The organism is Spirosoma aerophilum (assembly GCF_054782495.1).
The window spans coordinates 109,218-125,203 of the sequence record NZ_BAAGSJ010000005.1 but is presented as its reverse complement, the minus strand read 5'-3'; the positions used below and the strand labels follow the sequence as shown (position 1 = coordinate 125,203).

The following is a 15,986-nucleotide window of genomic DNA, read 5'->3' as shown; positions in this document are numbered from 1 at the left end:
CCCGACCGTTTGGCCGGGCATTCCTGTTGTTGAGTAGATCAGAATGGCCTATCAGGGCATCAATACTGTGTCGATTACGTGAATCACGCCGTTCGACTGGTTGACATCGGCAATCGTAACAGTCGATGTACCGCCTTTGGCATCCATCAGTTCAATCTTTTTGCCTTTCAGCATCGCTGTCAGCGTGCCACCCTGTACGGTTGTCAACGTTGCTTTGCCGCCACCATTTTTAATGGCCATCATCAGATCAGCCGCACTCATTTTACCGGATACGACGTGGTAGGTCAGGATCTTGGTCAGCGTTTCTTTGCTTTCTGGCTTCACCAGCGTTTCGACGGTGCCTTTAGGCAGTTTGTCGAACGCTTTGTTGGTTGGGGCGAAGACCGTAAATGGGCCAGCACTCGACAGTGTCTCTACTAAACCAGCTGCTTTAACGGCGGCTACCAGCGTAGTGTGGTCTTTTGAGTTGACCGCATTTTCAACAATATTTTTTGATGGATACATTGGAGCGCCACCGACCATCACGGTTTTTTCCTGAGCGAATGAGAACTGGCTAATAGCCGACAAAGCAACAATGGAGAAGATTAATTTAAGCGTTTTCATGTCTTTATTTTTTTGACTGGTTGAAATGTGTATTGACTATTTATACTCTGTTTGTTGACAACATGAAGACTTACGCCGGTTCGGTATAGTTTGGATTTAAATTTTTTTAAAAAATTTATAACTGCCTGTATAGTAGATATTTATTATAATTTTTTGTTTGTGTGGGCTAATTTTTTTTGTGCCGTATTTACTATAAATGATTAACGGAAATGTTTTATCGAATGAGTAATTTTACATAAGCAGGGATAGCTGTGTATATCAGTATGTTTGTCTTAGTAGCCGCTGAAAAGCAAGTTCACCGGCTTAGCAAAAGCATAAAACTGCGCCTGATGGACCTCGATATTCGGACTGACAAAGAATAGTACCCTCATTTTTCAGGTGGTCGGGGCACAATCAATGGGCCGTTCTGGGGGCACGTCAGCCGAAAAATTCCCTTTGTTGGCTACGTAGTCAAATAGATTTAGCAGGCAGCTGTCTTTCTTATAAATATTCATGCTCATACAATCCCCACGGCATGAGTGATCCGTTTTAAACACCCGTTATGGCAGTCCGATGGGTCGGCAGCCCGATGGGTCGGCAGCCCGATGGGTCGGTTGGGAGCTTTTACTATTATGAAAAAAACGAACGCGGCCTCAAGAAGGCAATTTTTACAGCAAATTGGCGCAACCAGCCTGGTGGCAGCGTCTTCGCCTTTGTCGTCGCTGGCAGCACAGGCGAAAGCCGAAGAGCGCATTCTGCATTACGAAAAACCTGTTTCGTCTAACGATACCATCCGCCTGGGGGTTATTGGCTACGGTGTTCAGGGGCATTTTGACCTGAGTACCGCCCTGAAAGTGCCGGGTGTTGAGCTGGCCGGTATTTGCGATCTGTATACGGGCCGACTGGAAAATGCTAAAGAAACGTATGGTAATCAGCTGTACACCACCCGCAACTACAAAGAACTGCTGGACCGGAAAGACATCGACGCGGTAATTATTGCCACGCACGATGTGTGGCATTCCCGTATTACTCTCGATGCGTTGGCGAAAGGCAAGCACGTGTATTGCGAAAAGCCGATGGTCTATAAAATCAGCCAGGGCTATCCGGTCATAGCAGCCGCCAAAGCTGCCGGGAAGGTGTTGCAGGTAGGTAGCCAGCGGGTTAGCAGTCTCGGGTATGCCAAAGCCAAAGAATTGCTGGCGGCAGGTGAAATTGGTAAGCTCAACATGGTCAACGCCGTATATGATCGGCAAAGCTCGATTGGTGCCTGGGAGTATACCATTCCTAAAGATGCCGATGCCATGACTACCGACTGGGACCGGTTTATTGCCGTTACGGGTACCAAAATGCCCTATGATGGCAAGAAGTTTTTCTGGTGGCGCGCCTTCAAAGAAGTGGGTACGGGCGTAGCGGGTGACCTATTCATTCACCTGCTGAGTGGTACGCACTTTATCACCAACTCCAAAGGTCCTAAAAGTATTTACAGCACCGGGCAGTTCAGCTACTGGAAAGACGGCCGTAACCTGCCCGATGTGATGTCGGGCGTGATGCAATATCCCGACAGCCCGGAACACGCAGCGTTTCAGTTAACCTTACAGGTGAATTTTATTAGTGGTACGGGCGGGCAGGAGGTGATCCGGCTGGTTGGGTCGGAAGGGGTTATTGACGTAATTGGCAACAATATCAACGTCAGGCACAGCCTGATGCCCGAAGCGCCCGGCTTTGGTGGCTATGATTCGGTGTTCACGTTTGCCAAAAATATGCAGGATGAGATGAAAACGGAGTATGATGCTAAATGGTCGGCAGATCAGCGGAAAAGGCCCAAAAAAGACGATATCGTCTTTAAAGCTCCGGATGGCTACAGCGATCATTTAGACCATTTTACTAACTTCTTCGACGCAATCCGTATGGGGAAACCCGTGGTGGAAGATGCTACGTTCGGGTTCCGGGCTGCTGCTCCGGCGTTAGCCTGTAACACGAGTTTCCTAACCAAAAAGATCATTAACTGGGATCCTGTTGCCATGAAGCTGGTGGTATAGGGAGTCAGGATTCCTGCCTGCTTACTAAAACTGGTTGCAGAACGGCGGTGTATGAGACATATCTACAATATGTGTCCCATATACCACCGTTCTGCAACCAGTTTTGTTAAGGGAAACCGTTACGATTTGGTGCTGTCGTTCAATACGCTCAGCCATCGTCCGTAGGCGTCACGATAACCTTCCTGCGCCCGCATATCGGGTTCAATGGTTTTGGTGACCTGCAGCCCGGTGAAGGCTTCCTGGGCATTTTTATAGTGGCCCAGTCCCAGCCCCGCACCACGCGCGGCACCCTGAGCACCGTCGGTATTGTAAAGTTCGATGGTGGCACCGGTAAGGTTGGCAAGGGTATCGCGGAAGAGGGGGCTCAGGAACATGTTGGCCTCGCCCGCCCGAATCGTTTGTAACCCAACGCCTACGCTTTCCATGATCTGAATGCCGTAGTACAGCGCAAAGACAATGCCTTCCTGTGCCGCCCGGATCATATGCGGAAGTCCATGCCGATTTAGCTGAAGCCCATGAAAGGACGCACCTAAATCCGCATTCTCCAGCATCCGCTCGGCACCATTGCCAAAAGGTAAACACATGAGGCCATCGGCACCAACCGGCGCTTCATGCGCCAGCGTGTTCATGTCGGGGTAACTAACCGACCGTTGCAGCATCTGATTCCGCAGCCAGCTGTTCAAAATACCGGTGCCATTGACGCACAACAGAACCCCATAGCGGGGTGCCTGTGCTGTGTGGCTAACGTGCAAAAAGGTGTTCACCCGCGATTGTGGATCGTAGCTGGCCTGATCGCTCACGCCGTATACCACGCCCGATGTTCCTGCGGTAGCGGCAATCTGGCCGGGTTCCAGCACATTAAGGGAGAAGGCGTTGTTTGGTTGGTCGCCAGCGCGGTAGGTGACGGGCGTTCCGGCGGCAAGACCCAGTTCGGCAGCGGCCGATGCCCTTAGTTCACCCTGCGGGGCAAACGTTGGCTTGATGGCAGGAATGAGCGAGGCATCGAAGCCAAAATAATCGAGCAGGAACTGGGCAGGCTGATCGGCCTGGAAATCCCAGAACGCTCCCTCCGACAAACCCGAAGCCGTCGTTACTATCTCGCCGGTCATGCGGGCGGCCAGGTAATCGCCGGGGAGCATGAACTTGTCGACCTGTGCGTATACGTCCGGTTCGTTGGCTTTCACCCACGCCAGTTTGGCCGCCGTGAAATTGCCGGGAGAGTTGAGCAGGTGGTGCAGTGTACGGTCGTGGCCGAGTGCGTCGAACGCTTTGTTGCCGTAAGGAACAGCCCGGCTGTCGCACCAGATAATGGACGGGCGCAGGACGTTAAAGTCCTTATCGACAACGACCAGGCCGTGCATCTGATACGAAATACCAATCGCTTTCACATCGCCGGGTTGCACATTGGCTTTCTGCATGACCGCCTTGCTGGCCAGACAGGCGTTTTTCCACCAGTTCTCCGGTTGTTGTTCGGCAAAACCGGCCTGGGGAGATTCAATGACCATTTCCGTTTCCGGAAAAAAAGCCGATGCAACAGCTTTGCCGCTGTTGGCATCCACTAAACACGCTTTGACCGACGAACTGCCAAGGTCGAATCCAAGAAAATACATGTGGTTACCAGAGTTAGGGTATCTGGTACGAAAGTACAACGGGAAGGCGATAAATAAGTAATGAGCCTTAGTACAACAATTGTTGCCCCGTTCCTAAACACCATCTCATACCTGCCAGTTAGTAGTAAAATATATTTTTAATGTGTTCTCATTATCATTCACTTACTCCGGCGTATGAAGCATAAACCTATACTTTCTCTTGTTGCAGTCCTTATGTCTTTCTGTTTGACAAGGCTGGACGCCTGGGCGCAGACTGATGCCGACCCGATTTTTACCAAAAAACAAGTCTTCCGTTCGCTCTCCGACCGCTGGGAACTTGACTCCACTACGCAGAAAGGTACCTTTCTGGTGACGGCCTACAAGCCACTTTACGTCACGGCCGGACGTTGGTCAAGTGACCCGAATGAGCAGCCGGTCAGCGAGAACCCCGCATATAATTATCCGTTTTATATACCGTTGGGTAAGTACGAAGCCCGTTTTCAGATTAGCCTGAAAGTCAAGATGATTCAGGGTATATTCGGTAAGCATGGCGATTTATGGGTGGGCTATACCCAGAAGTCGCATTGGCAGATTTACAACACAACCTTTTCGAGACCCTTCCGGGAAACCAACTACGAACCTGAGGTAATCCTGAACTTCGCCACGAATTTCTCGTTGCTGGGCTTCAAAACCCGAATGCTGGGAATCTCCTTCAACCACCAGTCCAACGGGCGGGCCGTGCCGCTTTCCCGAAGCTGGAACCGTGTTGTTGCGCAGGCTGGTTTTGAGCGGGGTAAGTGGGTGGTTTTGCTTCGGCCCTGGTATCGGCTTCCGGATGCTGAAGATGAAAACCCGGCCGTGGCCGACTACATTGGCCGGGCCGATGCCACCGTCATTTATCGAACGGGTCGCCATCTCTTATCCGCCGTGGGCAGTCATTCGCTGCGGGGCGGTGCTAAGAGTCGGGGGCAGGTTCAGTTCGACTGGACATTTCCCGTCACGGGCAACCTGCGGGGCGACCTCCAGATTCTACACGGCTACGGCGAAACGCTCATCGACTACAACCACAAACAAACGACCATCGGGTTGGCCGTGTCATTGGTTGACTGGTTGTGAGGAGGGGGGCACACGGATAGTACGGATCATACGGATTTACACAGATTTCTTCGTTTAAATTCGTATGATCCGTACTATCCGTTTTATGTTTCTATAAAAAACTACTATGTGTTTTTTCATAAGGTAGTAAGGGAGACAATTAGCTTTTGGCTTCCAGAAATTTCGCTATTCAGGAAGTAGAAGCCAGTCAGAAAATTTAACTTGCGGTGCTATTCTCAAGCCTTTCTGCTGTATGATCCGCTTTCGATTTCTGCTGCTGTTTTTCGTTATATCAGTAACTTCTTTTGCCCAAACAACATTACCCGACTGGACCAACCAGTACTGGCCCGCCCGCTGGATTCTGCACCCCACCGCACCGGCCCGGCAATACGGCATCTATCACGTTCGAAAAGCCATCGAGCTGGCGCAGAAACCCGCCCGGTTTGTGGTGCATGTCTCGGCCGATAACCGCTACCGGTTGTTTGTGAATGGGAAAGCCGTGGCAATGGGGCCCGCCCGCAGCGATACCCAAAACTGGAATTATGAAACCCTCGATCTGGCTCCGTATTTGCAGGCCGGTCGTAATGTGCTGGCCGCGCAGGTCTGGTACATGGGCGAGGGCGCTCCCTTTGCGCAGATGAGCTACCAGCTTGGCTTCCTGATGCAGGGCGATGGTGAGCTCGAAAAAATAGCCAATACCGATGCCAGTTGGAAGATCTACCAGAACCCGGCCTATTCGCCCATAAAAAACGACATTCCCAAGCTCAGGACGTACATCGTTGCCGGTGATGGCGACCGGGTCGACGCGGCCAAATACCCCTGGGGCTGGGAGCAACCCAACTTTGATGATAAAGCCTGGGTGGCGGCTAAACCACTTAACTTTGGCACCAAACCCCGTGGCTTTGGCACAGATGGTAACTGGCAACTGGTGCCGCGTACCATTCCCATGATGGAAGAGGGCGTGGTCCGACTGACGGCGGTTCGGCGCACGGACAAGGGGAAAATGGACAATGCTTTTCTCCAGGGTAAAGCGCCAACGACCGTTTCGGCCAACACCAAAGCCGTGTTTCTGCTCGATCAGGGCTATTTGACCAATGCTTATCCTGAACTGACCGTGAGTCAGGGCAAAGGAGCCACCATCACGCTGGCCTATGCCGAAGCATTGGTCAATGCCAAAAACCAGAAAGGCAATCGAAACGAGGTGGAAGGCCGGACCTTGCTCGGGTTTGAAGATCAGTTTGTGGCCGATGGCACGAGCAAACGGACCTTTCGTCCGCTCTGGTTCCGTACCTACCGATACCTGCAACTGACGGTCGAAACCAAAGACGAACCGCTGGTACTGGAGGATCTACTGGGGCAGTTTACAGCTTACCCGTTTCAGGAAAAAGCCCAGTTTGCCGCCAGCGATACCACGCTGAAAGCCATCTGGAACGTTGGCTGGCGAACGGCTCGGCTCTGCGCCGGGGAAACCTATTACGATTGTCCCTATTATGAGCAGTTACAATATACCGGCGATACCCGCATCCAGTCCATGATTTCGCTCTACGTGACGGGCGATGACCGCCTGATGCGTAAAGCCATCATGGATTATGAGCATAGCCGCTTCAACGATGGACTCACACAAAGCCGGTATCCCTCCGCCGATTTTCAGGTAATTCCCACATTTTCGCTGTTTTGGGTGTGTATGATTCATGACTACTGGATGCATCGGCAGGACGATGACTTCATTAAATCCATGCTGCCCGGCATGCTGAGTGTGTTGAACTGGCACGAGCAGCGTATTGCTAAAACGGGTCTGAATGGTCCGCTGGAATGGTGGAATTTCGTGGATTGGTCGGCCTGGAAAAATGCGAAAGACGAGACCAGTGGCGGTGTACCGGCCGGAGCGCGGAAAGGCGGGTCGAGCATCCTGTCGCTGCAACAGGCGTATACCTATTTCCGGGCGGGCGATTTGCTGGCGCACTACGGGCAAAATGAACGGGCTGAACATTACCGCGAACTGGGCCGGAAGCTGAATAAAGCGGTCTATGCTCAATGCTGGGATGCCGGCCGCGGGCTCTTTGCCGACCAGCCTGTCCGGCAGGCAGGCACACCCGATAAAACGTCATTCAGTCAGCACGCCAACATCCTGGCTGTTTTGACGGATGCCGTACCGGCTGCCCAACAGGCGGCACTGGTGCAGAAAACCATGTCGGATACATCGCTTACTCAGGCGACTTTCTATTTCAAATATTATCTGTTTGAAGCGCTAAAGAAAACGGGGCTGGGCGATCAGTTCATTACTCAGCTGAAGCCCTGGCGCGACATGCTGGCAATGGGCCTGACCACCTTTGCGGAAAATCCGGAACCGACCCGCTCCGACTGTCATGCCTGGAGTGCCTCACCGCTCTATGAGTTTTTGTCCACCACCTGCGGCATCCGAACCGCCGAACCGGGCTTTAAGTCGGTGCGTATTGAGCCCTTTATGGGCGATCTGACAAGCGTTGACGGGAAAATGCCGCACCCGCTGGGGGAGATTGCCGTACAGTTTCAGAAAACGGCAACCGGCGGATTAACGGGTAACGTAACACTACCCGCGAACCTGACAGGCACATTACGCTGGAAAGGCAAATCGCTGCCGTTGAAGTCCGGGAAGCAAACGGTTAGTTTGTGATTTGTGTACAACGGACGGGGCCGCCCGTTGTACACAATACTTACTTCAAAAATCCCAGAACGGCCTTCGTATAGGCATCCAGCGTTTGTACGTGAGGAATGTGCCCTACGCCCGGCAGTTCGACCAAACGACTGCCCGAAATCTGCTGCTGAGTTCGTTTGCCCAAAGCGGGATATTGTCCGTATTGATTGACGACGCCCTTTGGAACACGCGCTTTCCCGACGATGGTGCGGTCTTCCTGACCAATGATAAGCAGGGTAGGGACTTTGATGTTTTTAAATTCGTAGCAGACGGGCTGTTCATAGATCATCTGGTAGGTCAGCGCATTGACCCAGGCAATTTGAGGGAATCGGGGGTCTTTCAACGCAGCTGCCTGCGCCTGTACCCAGGCTTCGTACTCGGGTTTCCACTGAGGGTAATAGCCCTGCTGGTATTTTTTGTAAGACTCGTAGGTGGCCGATCGCTCCGATTTGTACAAACTGTCGAGAGGAGTGTAAGGAACGAAAGTCCGGTAGTCTTCGAGACCGATGGGGTTTTCCAGCACCAGCTGGCTGACCAGTTCCGGATAAAGCAGCGTGAAGCGAGTGGCCAGCATGCCGCCCATCGAATGCGCAATGACCGTTACGTTACGGATGTTCAGCGAGTCGAGAAGGCGTTTGTTATTAGCCGCCAGGGCATGAAAGCTGTAGTGTAAATCGGGGTAGTCAGACTTACCCCAGCCCACCTGATCGGGAACGATGACCCGATACCCGGCTTTGCTCAGGAAGGCGATAACATCGCGCCAGTAAGCCCCATTGAAGTTTTTGCCGTGGAACAGAATAACACTTTTGCCCTTCGACGGGCCGGTCGGAGCCACGTCCATATACGCCATCTGAACGGTTTTCTGCTCTGGACGAAGAGTGATGTGGTGAACGGGATAGGGATAGCGAACATCCTGGGCAAAGGTTTGAAAAGCGCTGAGCCAGACGAACAGCAGTAAGAGGTAAATTTTCATAACAACGGATTGAATAAGTACGCCGGAGGCTTGTAAAATGGAACTCCAACGCACTACGTAAACCGCAGCATTCTTACAACTGTTTGGCGCCAACGATCTGACCGGTATCGGTTCGCTGAACATAGACCAGCACGGCCGTTTGATCGCTGGCCAGGCCGGTGGGCAGGGGAAGTGTCACGCTGCCCGATGTTTCTGCCTTGTCGATGGTTTTAAATTGCCGCACTACATTGGTGTTCACCAGCGTTCGGCCGCCATTCTCGCCGTTTTTCACCTCGGTGCGGGCCTCTTTCTGGACCAGCGCCACATTGACGCGGTAAGGTCCGGCGGCTGAGAGCGCGTAATGGACCGTTACTTGTTTAGCATCGCGGGCAACGCTGCCATCAACGCCAATGAAAGCGGATGCGGGTTGCTTTTGAATCGTTTGAATGGCCTGTTCAATCTTACCTTTCTGCCCGCCAATCACATCCTGCTGGCCATTAATGACTAGTTGGGGCGTATAGGTCTGGCTGTTTAAAGCCCGGTCGTACTGCCGCTGGCGATCGGTGAAGAGTTTGTTGCTGAACGGGTCCTGCCAACCCAGCCGGTTCCAGTAATCGACGTGAAACGAGAGGCCGTACACCTGCTGGCCTGTTTTAGCCGCCTGTTGGGTGATATCCTGCAACGCCCGGTCGGCGGGTGGGCAGCTAGAGCAGCCCTGCGAGGTGAAGAGTTCCAGCACCACAACGGGTTGCGAGGCTGGTTTTACGGGGCTTTTGAATAGCCCGGTGCCGACTAAAGTCAGGAAAAGAAGTAGGTAGTTCATACCGGTTTTGGTCGATGATTCGTGAATCAAACCTATAAGGTCTTGGAGACCTTGTAGGTTTTTGTTGCTCACAACCCTACATAATAATCATACCCCCGCTCCGTCCAGAAATCACGGGGGCGGGTGTCGGAGAAGAAGATCCGGCCAATACGTTTCAGATTTTTAACACCGTATTTGACGGGAATGATCAGCCGAAGCGGTGCCCCATGCGGAGCCGTTATCGGTTGTCCATTCAGTTCGTAGGCCAGTATCGTTTGCGGGTGCATGGCGCTTTCCATGTCGATGCCTACGTAATAGCCCTTATCGGGGGTTTCCATGCCAATATGGGCAAACAGGTCGCTTGTATTGTCAGGGTTGGGCGCGTTGCCGCTTTTGGTACCCAGCTTGTATTTCTCCAGAAAATCGGACAGGCGGGCACCACTCCAGTGCTGCACCTGACTCCAGCCCTCAATGCACTTGAACTCATACACCATGTCATGTTTGGGCAAGGCTTTAATGTCGTCGATGGTGAGCATTAACGGTTCGGCACCGGGCCGGTCAATTTGCAGTTTCCAGTCTTCCGGAATGGGTGTCTTGATGCCATCATACCCATTGACCCGCGCTTTTTGCGCAGCCTCTCCGACCGGAAACGTGGGTACCATATGCGTGTTGCTGAAATAGGTGCGGGCGACTTGCTCATTCACGTCGAGCACGCGCCGGAAGGGTTTCTTGACACCCAGCAGCTTGGGACTGTGGGTAATCCATTCGTAGACACCTACGGGAACGGTGGCAGCCAAAGCAAACCAGCCAAATGATTTAAGCATCCGCCGACGGGCTACCGATTCGGGAATGTCGCTTTCGGGGAGTTTGGGTTCGGTCGACTGGCTCATGATAAAACTGGTTTAGGAGTTGGCGTAACGGGTTCTGTCGGTAACTCACTGGCGGGTTCGGGGGCTGCGGCTGGCCGCTCGGGATCATTCCGTTTGATCACTTCAAAACCCGTTACCATCGACTGAAAATTGTGCCAGCCCGCGCGAATCACCTGCCCGATATGCACGAAAAAGAACAGCACATAGCCGACCGTCAGGACGAAATGTTCAAGTCGGGCCGCTTTGTAGCCGCCCAGTAAAGTGGTCAGCCACGAAAACTGAGTGGGTTTATAAATGGCAAAGCCCGTCAGCACCGACCCCACGCCCATGAGCATGATCGAGAAGTAAGCAATCTTCTGAGCCCCGTTGTACTTCACGAAAGGCGGTTGTGTTTTGCGCAGGCCCATGTCATAGAGCGTCACCTGAATCGCTTCGCGAAACGAGTTTCGGTTGGGCACCAGGTGCCGCCATTCGCCGGAGGCAAAGGTGTAGATCACGTACGCCAGACCATTCAGTATGAACAGCCACATGAACACCCAGTGCCAGGCCATACCCTCGGCCAGCCGACGCGGAACATTTAGAAATTCGTAGAAACCATCCGGGAAAAACGAGATTAGCGTGTAACTGCCGATCGTGATCTTATAGGGGTCGTAGGCCCAGTAGATCAGCAGCCCGCTCCAGATCATGACGAACAGAACGGGGAAGTTGATCCAGTGAAACCACCGGATGGCCAGCGGGTGTTTGTGAACAATTCGTTTCATGCGATAGGGCTTAGGGGAGTGAAAGGTTGATTGCGTCAGGCAATTATATAACGAATAATCCGGGAAGTTCGATTCCTTCTTCGGCCTTTGTCGTAAAAATGAGCTATGTTTCTCTGACCGTTCATGCGGCAGGCATGCGTTAGAGCGATGCTTCGGCTGCGGCTTTCAGCAGTTTAGCCGGCATCCGCTCTTTGAAGTTGGGGTTAATGTATTCAAACTTAATAACGCCCTGTTGATTTAGCAGGAAAACGGCGGGTACGGGCAGTAGTTTTTCAGTATTCTTGCCACCGCTGCCTTTTTCCAGGGTTGAACTGTAGGAGATAGGCGCTTTAAAGGCGATACCAAAGGCTTTGGCTGCCGTTACCTCCGCATCGGATAGCAGGGTGTACGTTAGCTCCGTTTTGTCGAGTGTGCTTTTCAGGTTGGCGGGGCTGTCGGTACTGATGGCAATGAGCTGATACCCCATTTTGGCCAGATCGGGCTCCAGCGTGCGTAGCTCCGCTAATTGCCGGCTGCAATAGGGACACCAGCCACCCCGGTAAAAAACCAGAACCGTTGGCTTTTTGGCAACTTCGGTAAGCAGAGCTATTGATTGCCCGTTGATGGTTTGCAGCCGTACATCCGGAATCGTTTCCCCAATTAGCAGGGGGCTGATGTCTTCCGGCTTTTGGGGAATAGTATCCGCCATTGTGAAGGCAGTTAGAACGGCGGCCAGGGCTACAGAAAAAATAGACGTCATGGTTTTTATCGAGTTGGTGATGAGTAAAGTCCGGCCAGACACAAACGCCGGCCGGACCGTTTTTTTAGGCCTCAACGGTTTCGAGAACCGGTGCCGCCGGGAAATCGACGGGAATCTGGGTGAGGCTGTGGAGGTAATTCGAGATGATTTTATCACCAACCATCAGGATAAGGTCAACGATGCTGTTTTGCGGATAGCCAGCCGCCATGTAGGCATCGACCAGGTCAGCCGCCGGATGGCCTTTGGTTTCGGTGATGGCTTTGGCCAGTTTAACCAGCGCGTCGAGTTTAGGGTCGAAGTCGGCGTAACCGGCGCGGAGTTGCAGGATCTGTTCGTCGGAGAAACCATTCATTTTGCCCAGAGCCGTGTGGGCGGCCAGACAATACACGCAGTTGTTTGCCTGCGAGACGACCAGATTGATGGCTTCCCGCTCTTTGGCTCTAAACGCACCTTTGGTCTGGCTTTGCTGAAACGCCAGGTACGACCCCAGACCATTGTCCGACAGGCCAAAGGTGGCGTAAAGGTTCGGAACAAAGCCGAGTCCTTTCTGTAGATTATCAAATAATTGCTGGTTTTGCGCTGAAACCTGATCCCGGGTGGGTACTGTGAAGGTGGCCATGATCGTGTCGTTTTCGTTTATCGTTTTGACATTGCAAAGGTGCGGCATCAAAACGCGCCTGAAAATGACTGGACTACCCGCCCTGTTATCAATTCTTCCCGACGGATGAATGAATAGCCAGATTATGTTTGATCTGCTCTTTAAACTCCGATGGAGGCAGGTTAACCTGTTTCTTGAAAAAACGGCTGAAATGCGGGACTTCCTCAAAGCCCAGTTCAAAGGCAATTTCTTTGGTCGACTTATCGGTATAAAGCAGTAACCGTTTGGCTTCCAGTGCTATCCGTTCGTGAATGAGTTGCAATGGACTTTTCTGATTATAAAGTCCAAACAGGTTCGACAGTGTCTTTGGGGATTTGTTCAGCAGATCGGCGTAGTCGCTGACGGCGTGCAGCCGGCGATAGTGAATTTCAACCAGCAGATTGAACCGGCGAACAATGTCGAGGTCTTTTTCCCTCAGTTCCGGGTCGAGGTACTGGTCTTTAGCCAGCCGCGTGAGCTTAATGATCAGACGCTTTAGCAACATGCGAAGCATTTCACCCTGAATGGTATCCTGAGTCGAGAACTCATCGAAGAAAACCGTCAGTAAGGCGTTGAACTTCCGCTGTTCGCTATCGTCCAGCCGAAGAAAAAGTGGGTCTTTGGCACCGTAAAAGAGAAACCCAACGCAGGACACTTCTTTATCATGATCGACAATACAGTAAAACGCCTGGTCGAATTGCCAGGCTACTATGTCGGCTGGCCGTTCGAACGTGACCGTTTGGCTGATCATCAGGGGCAGCACCGTTTGCGAAGGGAATCGATAATCGATGCCGTCGATGTTGACTGTTTGGTCATGACCTGTATTCCAGGCAATGGTCAACAGTCGGTTTTGACGTTCCTTAAAGAACTGCCGCCCAAATGTGGCCTCCTGGCAGATCAGGTTCAGGGTGCCTTCGGTTTTAGGTTCGTGATAGGTGTATAGCATACAGTAGTGAATTAGCTGGTAAACGTTTTTTGCCAGCAAAAAGTCGCCCGGCCAAAACCTGCCCTTTGGTCGCTTTTGACTTGCTCATGGCCTGAAAGGAACGTCTATGTTTAAAGGTATCGTAAGCTGTTCACTTAATTCATAAGTGCCTTAACATCTTTGGGTTAAATGTTTAAATAACTCGATATGACTATTATATTCAGCCTTTTATCTACGCCCAAACGACATGATTCGCTTAACAATAGTGCTACTGGTTTTTCTGGCTGTATCATCCGTATCAGCACAGCCCGTAGTTCATCCGGTTTCCGGGCAGCTTGTCGAAATGGGGCCGAGTGCATTTATTCTGGATGATCCTACCCAGCGGCTCACGTTTGCTGACATAGCTGCTTATCCGGATTCCGCTTTTCGACGCAGCCAGCAGCAGAAACTTAATTTTGGGCACACATACTCGCGTATCTGGCTGAAGTTTCGCGTGACCAATACCTTAGCTGATCCTCTTTTTTTTCTGTTCACAACGCAGGATGTTGATTATGTCGATCAGTATGTGGTTAGTGAAACGGGCGTGGTGACAGAGCGGCATTCGGGTATGTTACAGCCTTTCGAAAATCGGCATTTTCTGACAAATACCGTCGTTTTACCACTTGGTCAGCGCCCCCGTACCGTATTTCTGGCTTTGCGCGACGATAACATTTTACACTTCTCCATACTGATGGCACCGGTTCAGCCTGTTGTCAGCCATTTACAGAAAGAGTCGCTTTTTAACGGAGCTGTTATGGGGCTGATGCTGGTTATGGTGCTCGTCAACTTGTTTGTGTATGGTCTGGTTCGCGACCGGGTTTATCTGCTCTATGCTGTTTACGTGACCCTGTCGTGTCTGACGTTCATGTCGTTTGAGGGATTGTTATACGATCTGCTCTGGCGAGCTGTACCGGCCCTGAACAATGGGCGGCTTTACTTACTCATTACGGCCATGACCTTTGGCGCGGCCATCTGGTTTTCCATGGTTTTCCTGCGAACCCGCGAGTTCTTACCGGTATTTTACCGCTATTTCAAGGGTCTGCTAAGCCTGGTGGCCTTAACAACCGTACTGCGTTTACTCGATGTGCCGGGGCTGGAACGGATCTTTTACGGACTTACCTTACTGGGTTTCGTGTCACTGCTGGTGTTGGGCATCCGAACCTATCGGCAAGGCTACCGACCGGCCCGCTATTACCTCCTGGCCTGGAGCTTTTACATTGCCGGAGCTATGACGAGTGTGCTGGCCCTGCTCGATATTCTGTCGTTTACGCATCTCTGGGTTGTCTATGGCTATCAGATCGGAGCGGCTTTTGAGGCAATCCTGCTCACGCTGGCGCTGGCCGACCGACTTCAAACTTACCAGACCGAATACCAGGCCGCCCAGCAACTGGCCCTTCTGCGCGCTGGTGAAAATGAAGAGCTACTGGCCCGGAATAATAAATTGCTGGAAGAGAAGATCCAGCAAGAACACCGTCAGGAACCCTTGCCCGACGATATGCTTAACCTGTTGCGCAGCATGAAGGAGGACCGCGACCGGATTCGGAAACTACCCATTCCCACCCTCGACGGCATACTGCTGTTCCCGGTGGGCGACATCACCTGGCTGGAAGCTGCCGGTAGTTACACGACCATTCATTTTTCTAACCAGAAAACCGTATTAGCCTCGCGGGGGCTGGCCGAATTCGACCACCTATGTGGAGAAGGAGACCCCTTTTTTCGGACCCACAAGTCACATATCGTTAACCTTAACCACGTCGTCAAATACCTGCGGGGAGAAGGGGGCCAGGTCGTACTTGATGACGGTTATACGGTCGATGTATCCCGGCGTGCCAAGCCCGACCTCATGAAGCGGCTGGTTGGGGAGGAGTGACGGGCCAGGTGTTAAATGAGTTTGAAGCGACAAACATGCGTCATCCCGAATTCTAGCTGTATAGCTATACCGGAGCGAGCGTTCTGTGTCCTGTGAAGTCGGGTTCTTCAACCCGACTTGGGTAGGTTTTGAGAAACCTACCCGATATCTATTCAGTAGGTTTTGAGAAACCTCCCCAAGTCAGGTTTGAGAACCTGACTTCACGACTCCGCCCGGTTCTGCCATCCGTAGGCGCTATATTTAAATTCGGGATGACGCATGTTTGTCGTTCCTGTTATCGCCAAAAAGCCTCCGTTTATCAACCCAATCCCTCCATTACACAATTGAACGTAGTGTTTGAGGACTTTTGCGGCCACTTTTGATCCACCATTTAGCGTGTGCATTGACGGTCTGTAAGGCATTGGCCATGTAAT

Annotated in this window: 13 protein-coding genes; 4 read left to right on the top strand and 9 right to left on the bottom strand. The window is 52.0% G+C overall.

Features of this window, described 5'->3' with window-relative positions; translation table 11 throughout:
* Positions 1-51 precede the first annotated feature (51 nt).
* A complete protein-coding gene (locus tag ACYVK4_RS06905; protein ID WP_461126760.1) occupies positions 52-603 on the bottom strand; it encodes a fasciclin domain-containing protein in 552 nt (183 codons plus the stop codon).
* 611 nt (positions 604-1,214) lie between these two features.
* Here ACYVK4_RS06905 and ACYVK4_RS06900 point away from each other — a divergent pair.
* The gene (locus tag ACYVK4_RS06900; RefSeq protein ID WP_461126759.1) at positions 1,215-2,621 is read left to right on the top strand and encodes a Gfo/Idh/MocA family protein; all 1,407 of its coding nucleotides are present in this window, start codon (positions 1,215-1,217) and stop codon (positions 2,619-2,621) included.
* 119 nt (positions 2,622-2,740) lie between these two features.
* On the opposite strand, the gene ACYVK4_RS06895 is transcribed toward ACYVK4_RS06900, so the two are convergent.
* Positions 2,741-4,231 carry a xylulokinase gene (locus tag ACYVK4_RS06895; protein WP_461126758.1) on the bottom strand — a complete coding sequence of 497 codons (1,491 nt, stop codon included), beginning with the start codon at positions 4,229-4,231 and terminating at the stop codon, positions 2,741-2,743.
* Between the two features lie 213 nt (positions 4,232-4,444).
* Between ACYVK4_RS06895 and ACYVK4_RS06890 the strand changes: the two genes are divergently transcribed.
* Together ACYVK4_RS06890 and ACYVK4_RS06885 are read left to right on the top strand one after the other, a co-directional pair.
* Positions 4,445-5,326: a phospholipase A gene (locus ACYVK4_RS06890; protein ID WP_461126757.1), complete on the top strand. Its 882-nt coding sequence runs from the start codon at positions 4,445-4,447 to the stop codon at positions 5,324-5,326.
* A 232-nt stretch (positions 5,327-5,558) separates the two neighbouring features.
* Complete coding sequence (locus ACYVK4_RS06885) at positions 5,559-7,958, top strand: family 78 glycoside hydrolase catalytic domain (RefSeq protein ID WP_461126756.1); 2,400 nt, start codon at positions 5,559-5,561, stop codon at positions 7,956-7,958.
* Positions 7,959-7,998: 40 nt separating this feature from the next.
* Here the strand turns inward: ACYVK4_RS06885 and ACYVK4_RS06880 are convergent, their stop codons facing one another.
* The 7 genes from ACYVK4_RS06880 to ACYVK4_RS06850 form a co-directional block, all read right to left on the bottom strand.
* Entirely contained in the window at positions 7,999-8,952 is a 954-nt protein-coding gene (locus tag ACYVK4_RS06880) for an alpha/beta fold hydrolase (RefSeq protein ID WP_461126755.1), read from the bottom strand.
* A gap of 73 nt (positions 8,953-9,025) precedes the next feature.
* Positions 9,026-9,754, bottom strand: a complete 729-nt coding sequence (locus ACYVK4_RS06875) for a DUF1223 domain-containing protein (RefSeq protein WP_461126754.1) — start codon at positions 9,752-9,754, stop codon at positions 9,026-9,028.
* Between the two features lie 68 nt (positions 9,755-9,822).
* Positions 9,823-10,623, bottom strand: coding sequence for a molybdopterin-dependent oxidoreductase (locus ACYVK4_RS06870; RefSeq protein WP_461126753.1), 801 nt, complete (start codon positions 10,621-10,623; stop codon positions 9,823-9,825).
* Positions 10,620-11,363 (bottom strand): cytochrome b/b6 domain-containing protein, encoded by a 744-nt coding sequence (locus ACYVK4_RS06865; RefSeq protein WP_461126752.1) that lies wholly within the window; start codon positions 11,361-11,363, stop codon positions 10,620-10,622. Before ACYVK4_RS06865 ends, ACYVK4_RS06870 begins: the two co-directional genes overlap by 4 nt.
* Positions 11,364-11,502: 139 nt before the next feature.
* On the bottom strand, positions 11,503-12,102 hold the full coding sequence (locus ACYVK4_RS06860) for a peroxiredoxin-like family protein (RefSeq protein ID WP_461126751.1): 600 nt from the start codon (positions 12,100-12,102) through the stop codon (positions 11,503-11,505).
* A 64-nt stretch (positions 12,103-12,166) separates the two neighbouring features.
* Positions 12,167-12,721, bottom strand: a complete 555-nt coding sequence (locus ACYVK4_RS06855) for a carboxymuconolactone decarboxylase family protein (RefSeq protein WP_461126750.1) — start codon at positions 12,719-12,721, stop codon at positions 12,167-12,169.
* Positions 12,722-12,809: 88 nt separating this feature from the next.
* Positions 12,810-13,685: a helix-turn-helix domain-containing protein gene (locus ACYVK4_RS06850; RefSeq protein WP_461126749.1), complete on the bottom strand. Its 876-nt coding sequence runs from the start codon at positions 13,683-13,685 to the stop codon at positions 12,810-12,812.
* Between the two features lie 226 nt (positions 13,686-13,911).
* Between ACYVK4_RS06850 and ACYVK4_RS06845 the strand changes: the two genes are divergently transcribed.
* Positions 13,912-15,573 carry a 7TM diverse intracellular signaling domain-containing protein gene (locus ACYVK4_RS06845; protein WP_461126748.1) on the top strand — a complete coding sequence of 554 codons (1,662 nt, stop codon included), beginning with the start codon at positions 13,912-13,914 and terminating at the stop codon, positions 15,571-15,573.
* Positions 15,574-15,986: the final 413 nt, after the last annotated feature.

What these genes read in the sequence shown, in the direction of transcription:
- ACYVK4_RS06905 (WP_461126760.1), bottom strand. Translation starts at nt 603, where the DNA reads ATGAAAACGCTTAAATTAATCTTCTCCATTGTTGCTTTGTCGGCTATT.
- ACYVK4_RS06900 (WP_461126759.1), top strand. Translation starts at nt 1,215, where the DNA reads ATGAAAAAAACGAACGCGGCCTCAAGAAGGCAATTTTTACAGCAAATT.
- ACYVK4_RS06895 (WP_461126758.1), bottom strand. Translation starts at nt 4,231, where the DNA reads ATGTATTTTCTTGGATTCGACCTTGGCAGTTCGTCGGTCAAAGCGTGT.
- ACYVK4_RS06890 (WP_461126757.1), top strand. Translation starts at nt 4,445, where the DNA reads ATGTCTTTCTGTTTGACAAGGCTGGACGCCTGGGCGCAGACTGATGCC.
- ACYVK4_RS06885 (WP_461126756.1), top strand. Translation starts at nt 5,559, where the DNA reads ATGATCCGCTTTCGATTTCTGCTGCTGTTTTTCGTTATATCAGTAACT.
- ACYVK4_RS06880 (WP_461126755.1), bottom strand. Translation starts at nt 8,952, where the DNA reads ATGAAAATTTACCTCTTACTGCTGTTCGTCTGGCTCAGCGCTTTTCAA.
- ACYVK4_RS06875 (WP_461126754.1), bottom strand. Translation starts at nt 9,754, where the DNA reads ATGAACTACCTACTTCTTTTCCTGACTTTAGTCGGCACCGGGCTATTC.
- ACYVK4_RS06870 (WP_461126753.1), bottom strand. Translation starts at nt 10,623, where the DNA reads ATGAGCCAGTCGACCGAACCCAAACTCCCCGAAAGCGACATTCCCGAA.
- ACYVK4_RS06865 (WP_461126752.1), bottom strand. Translation starts at nt 11,363, where the DNA reads ATGAAACGAATTGTTCACAAACACCCGCTGGCCATCCGGTGGTTTCAC.
- ACYVK4_RS06860 (WP_461126751.1), bottom strand. Translation starts at nt 12,102, where the DNA reads ATGACGTCTATTTTTTCTGTAGCCCTGGCCGCCGTTCTAACTGCCTTC.
- ACYVK4_RS06855 (WP_461126750.1), bottom strand. Translation starts at nt 12,721, where the DNA reads ATGGCCACCTTCACAGTACCCACCCGGGATCAGGTTTCAGCGCAAAAC.
- ACYVK4_RS06850 (WP_461126749.1), bottom strand. Translation starts at nt 13,685, where the DNA reads ATGCTATACACCTATCACGAACCTAAAACCGAAGGCACCCTGAACCTG.
- ACYVK4_RS06845 (WP_461126748.1), top strand. Translation starts at nt 13,912, where the DNA reads ATGATTCGCTTAACAATAGTGCTACTGGTTTTTCTGGCTGTATCATCC.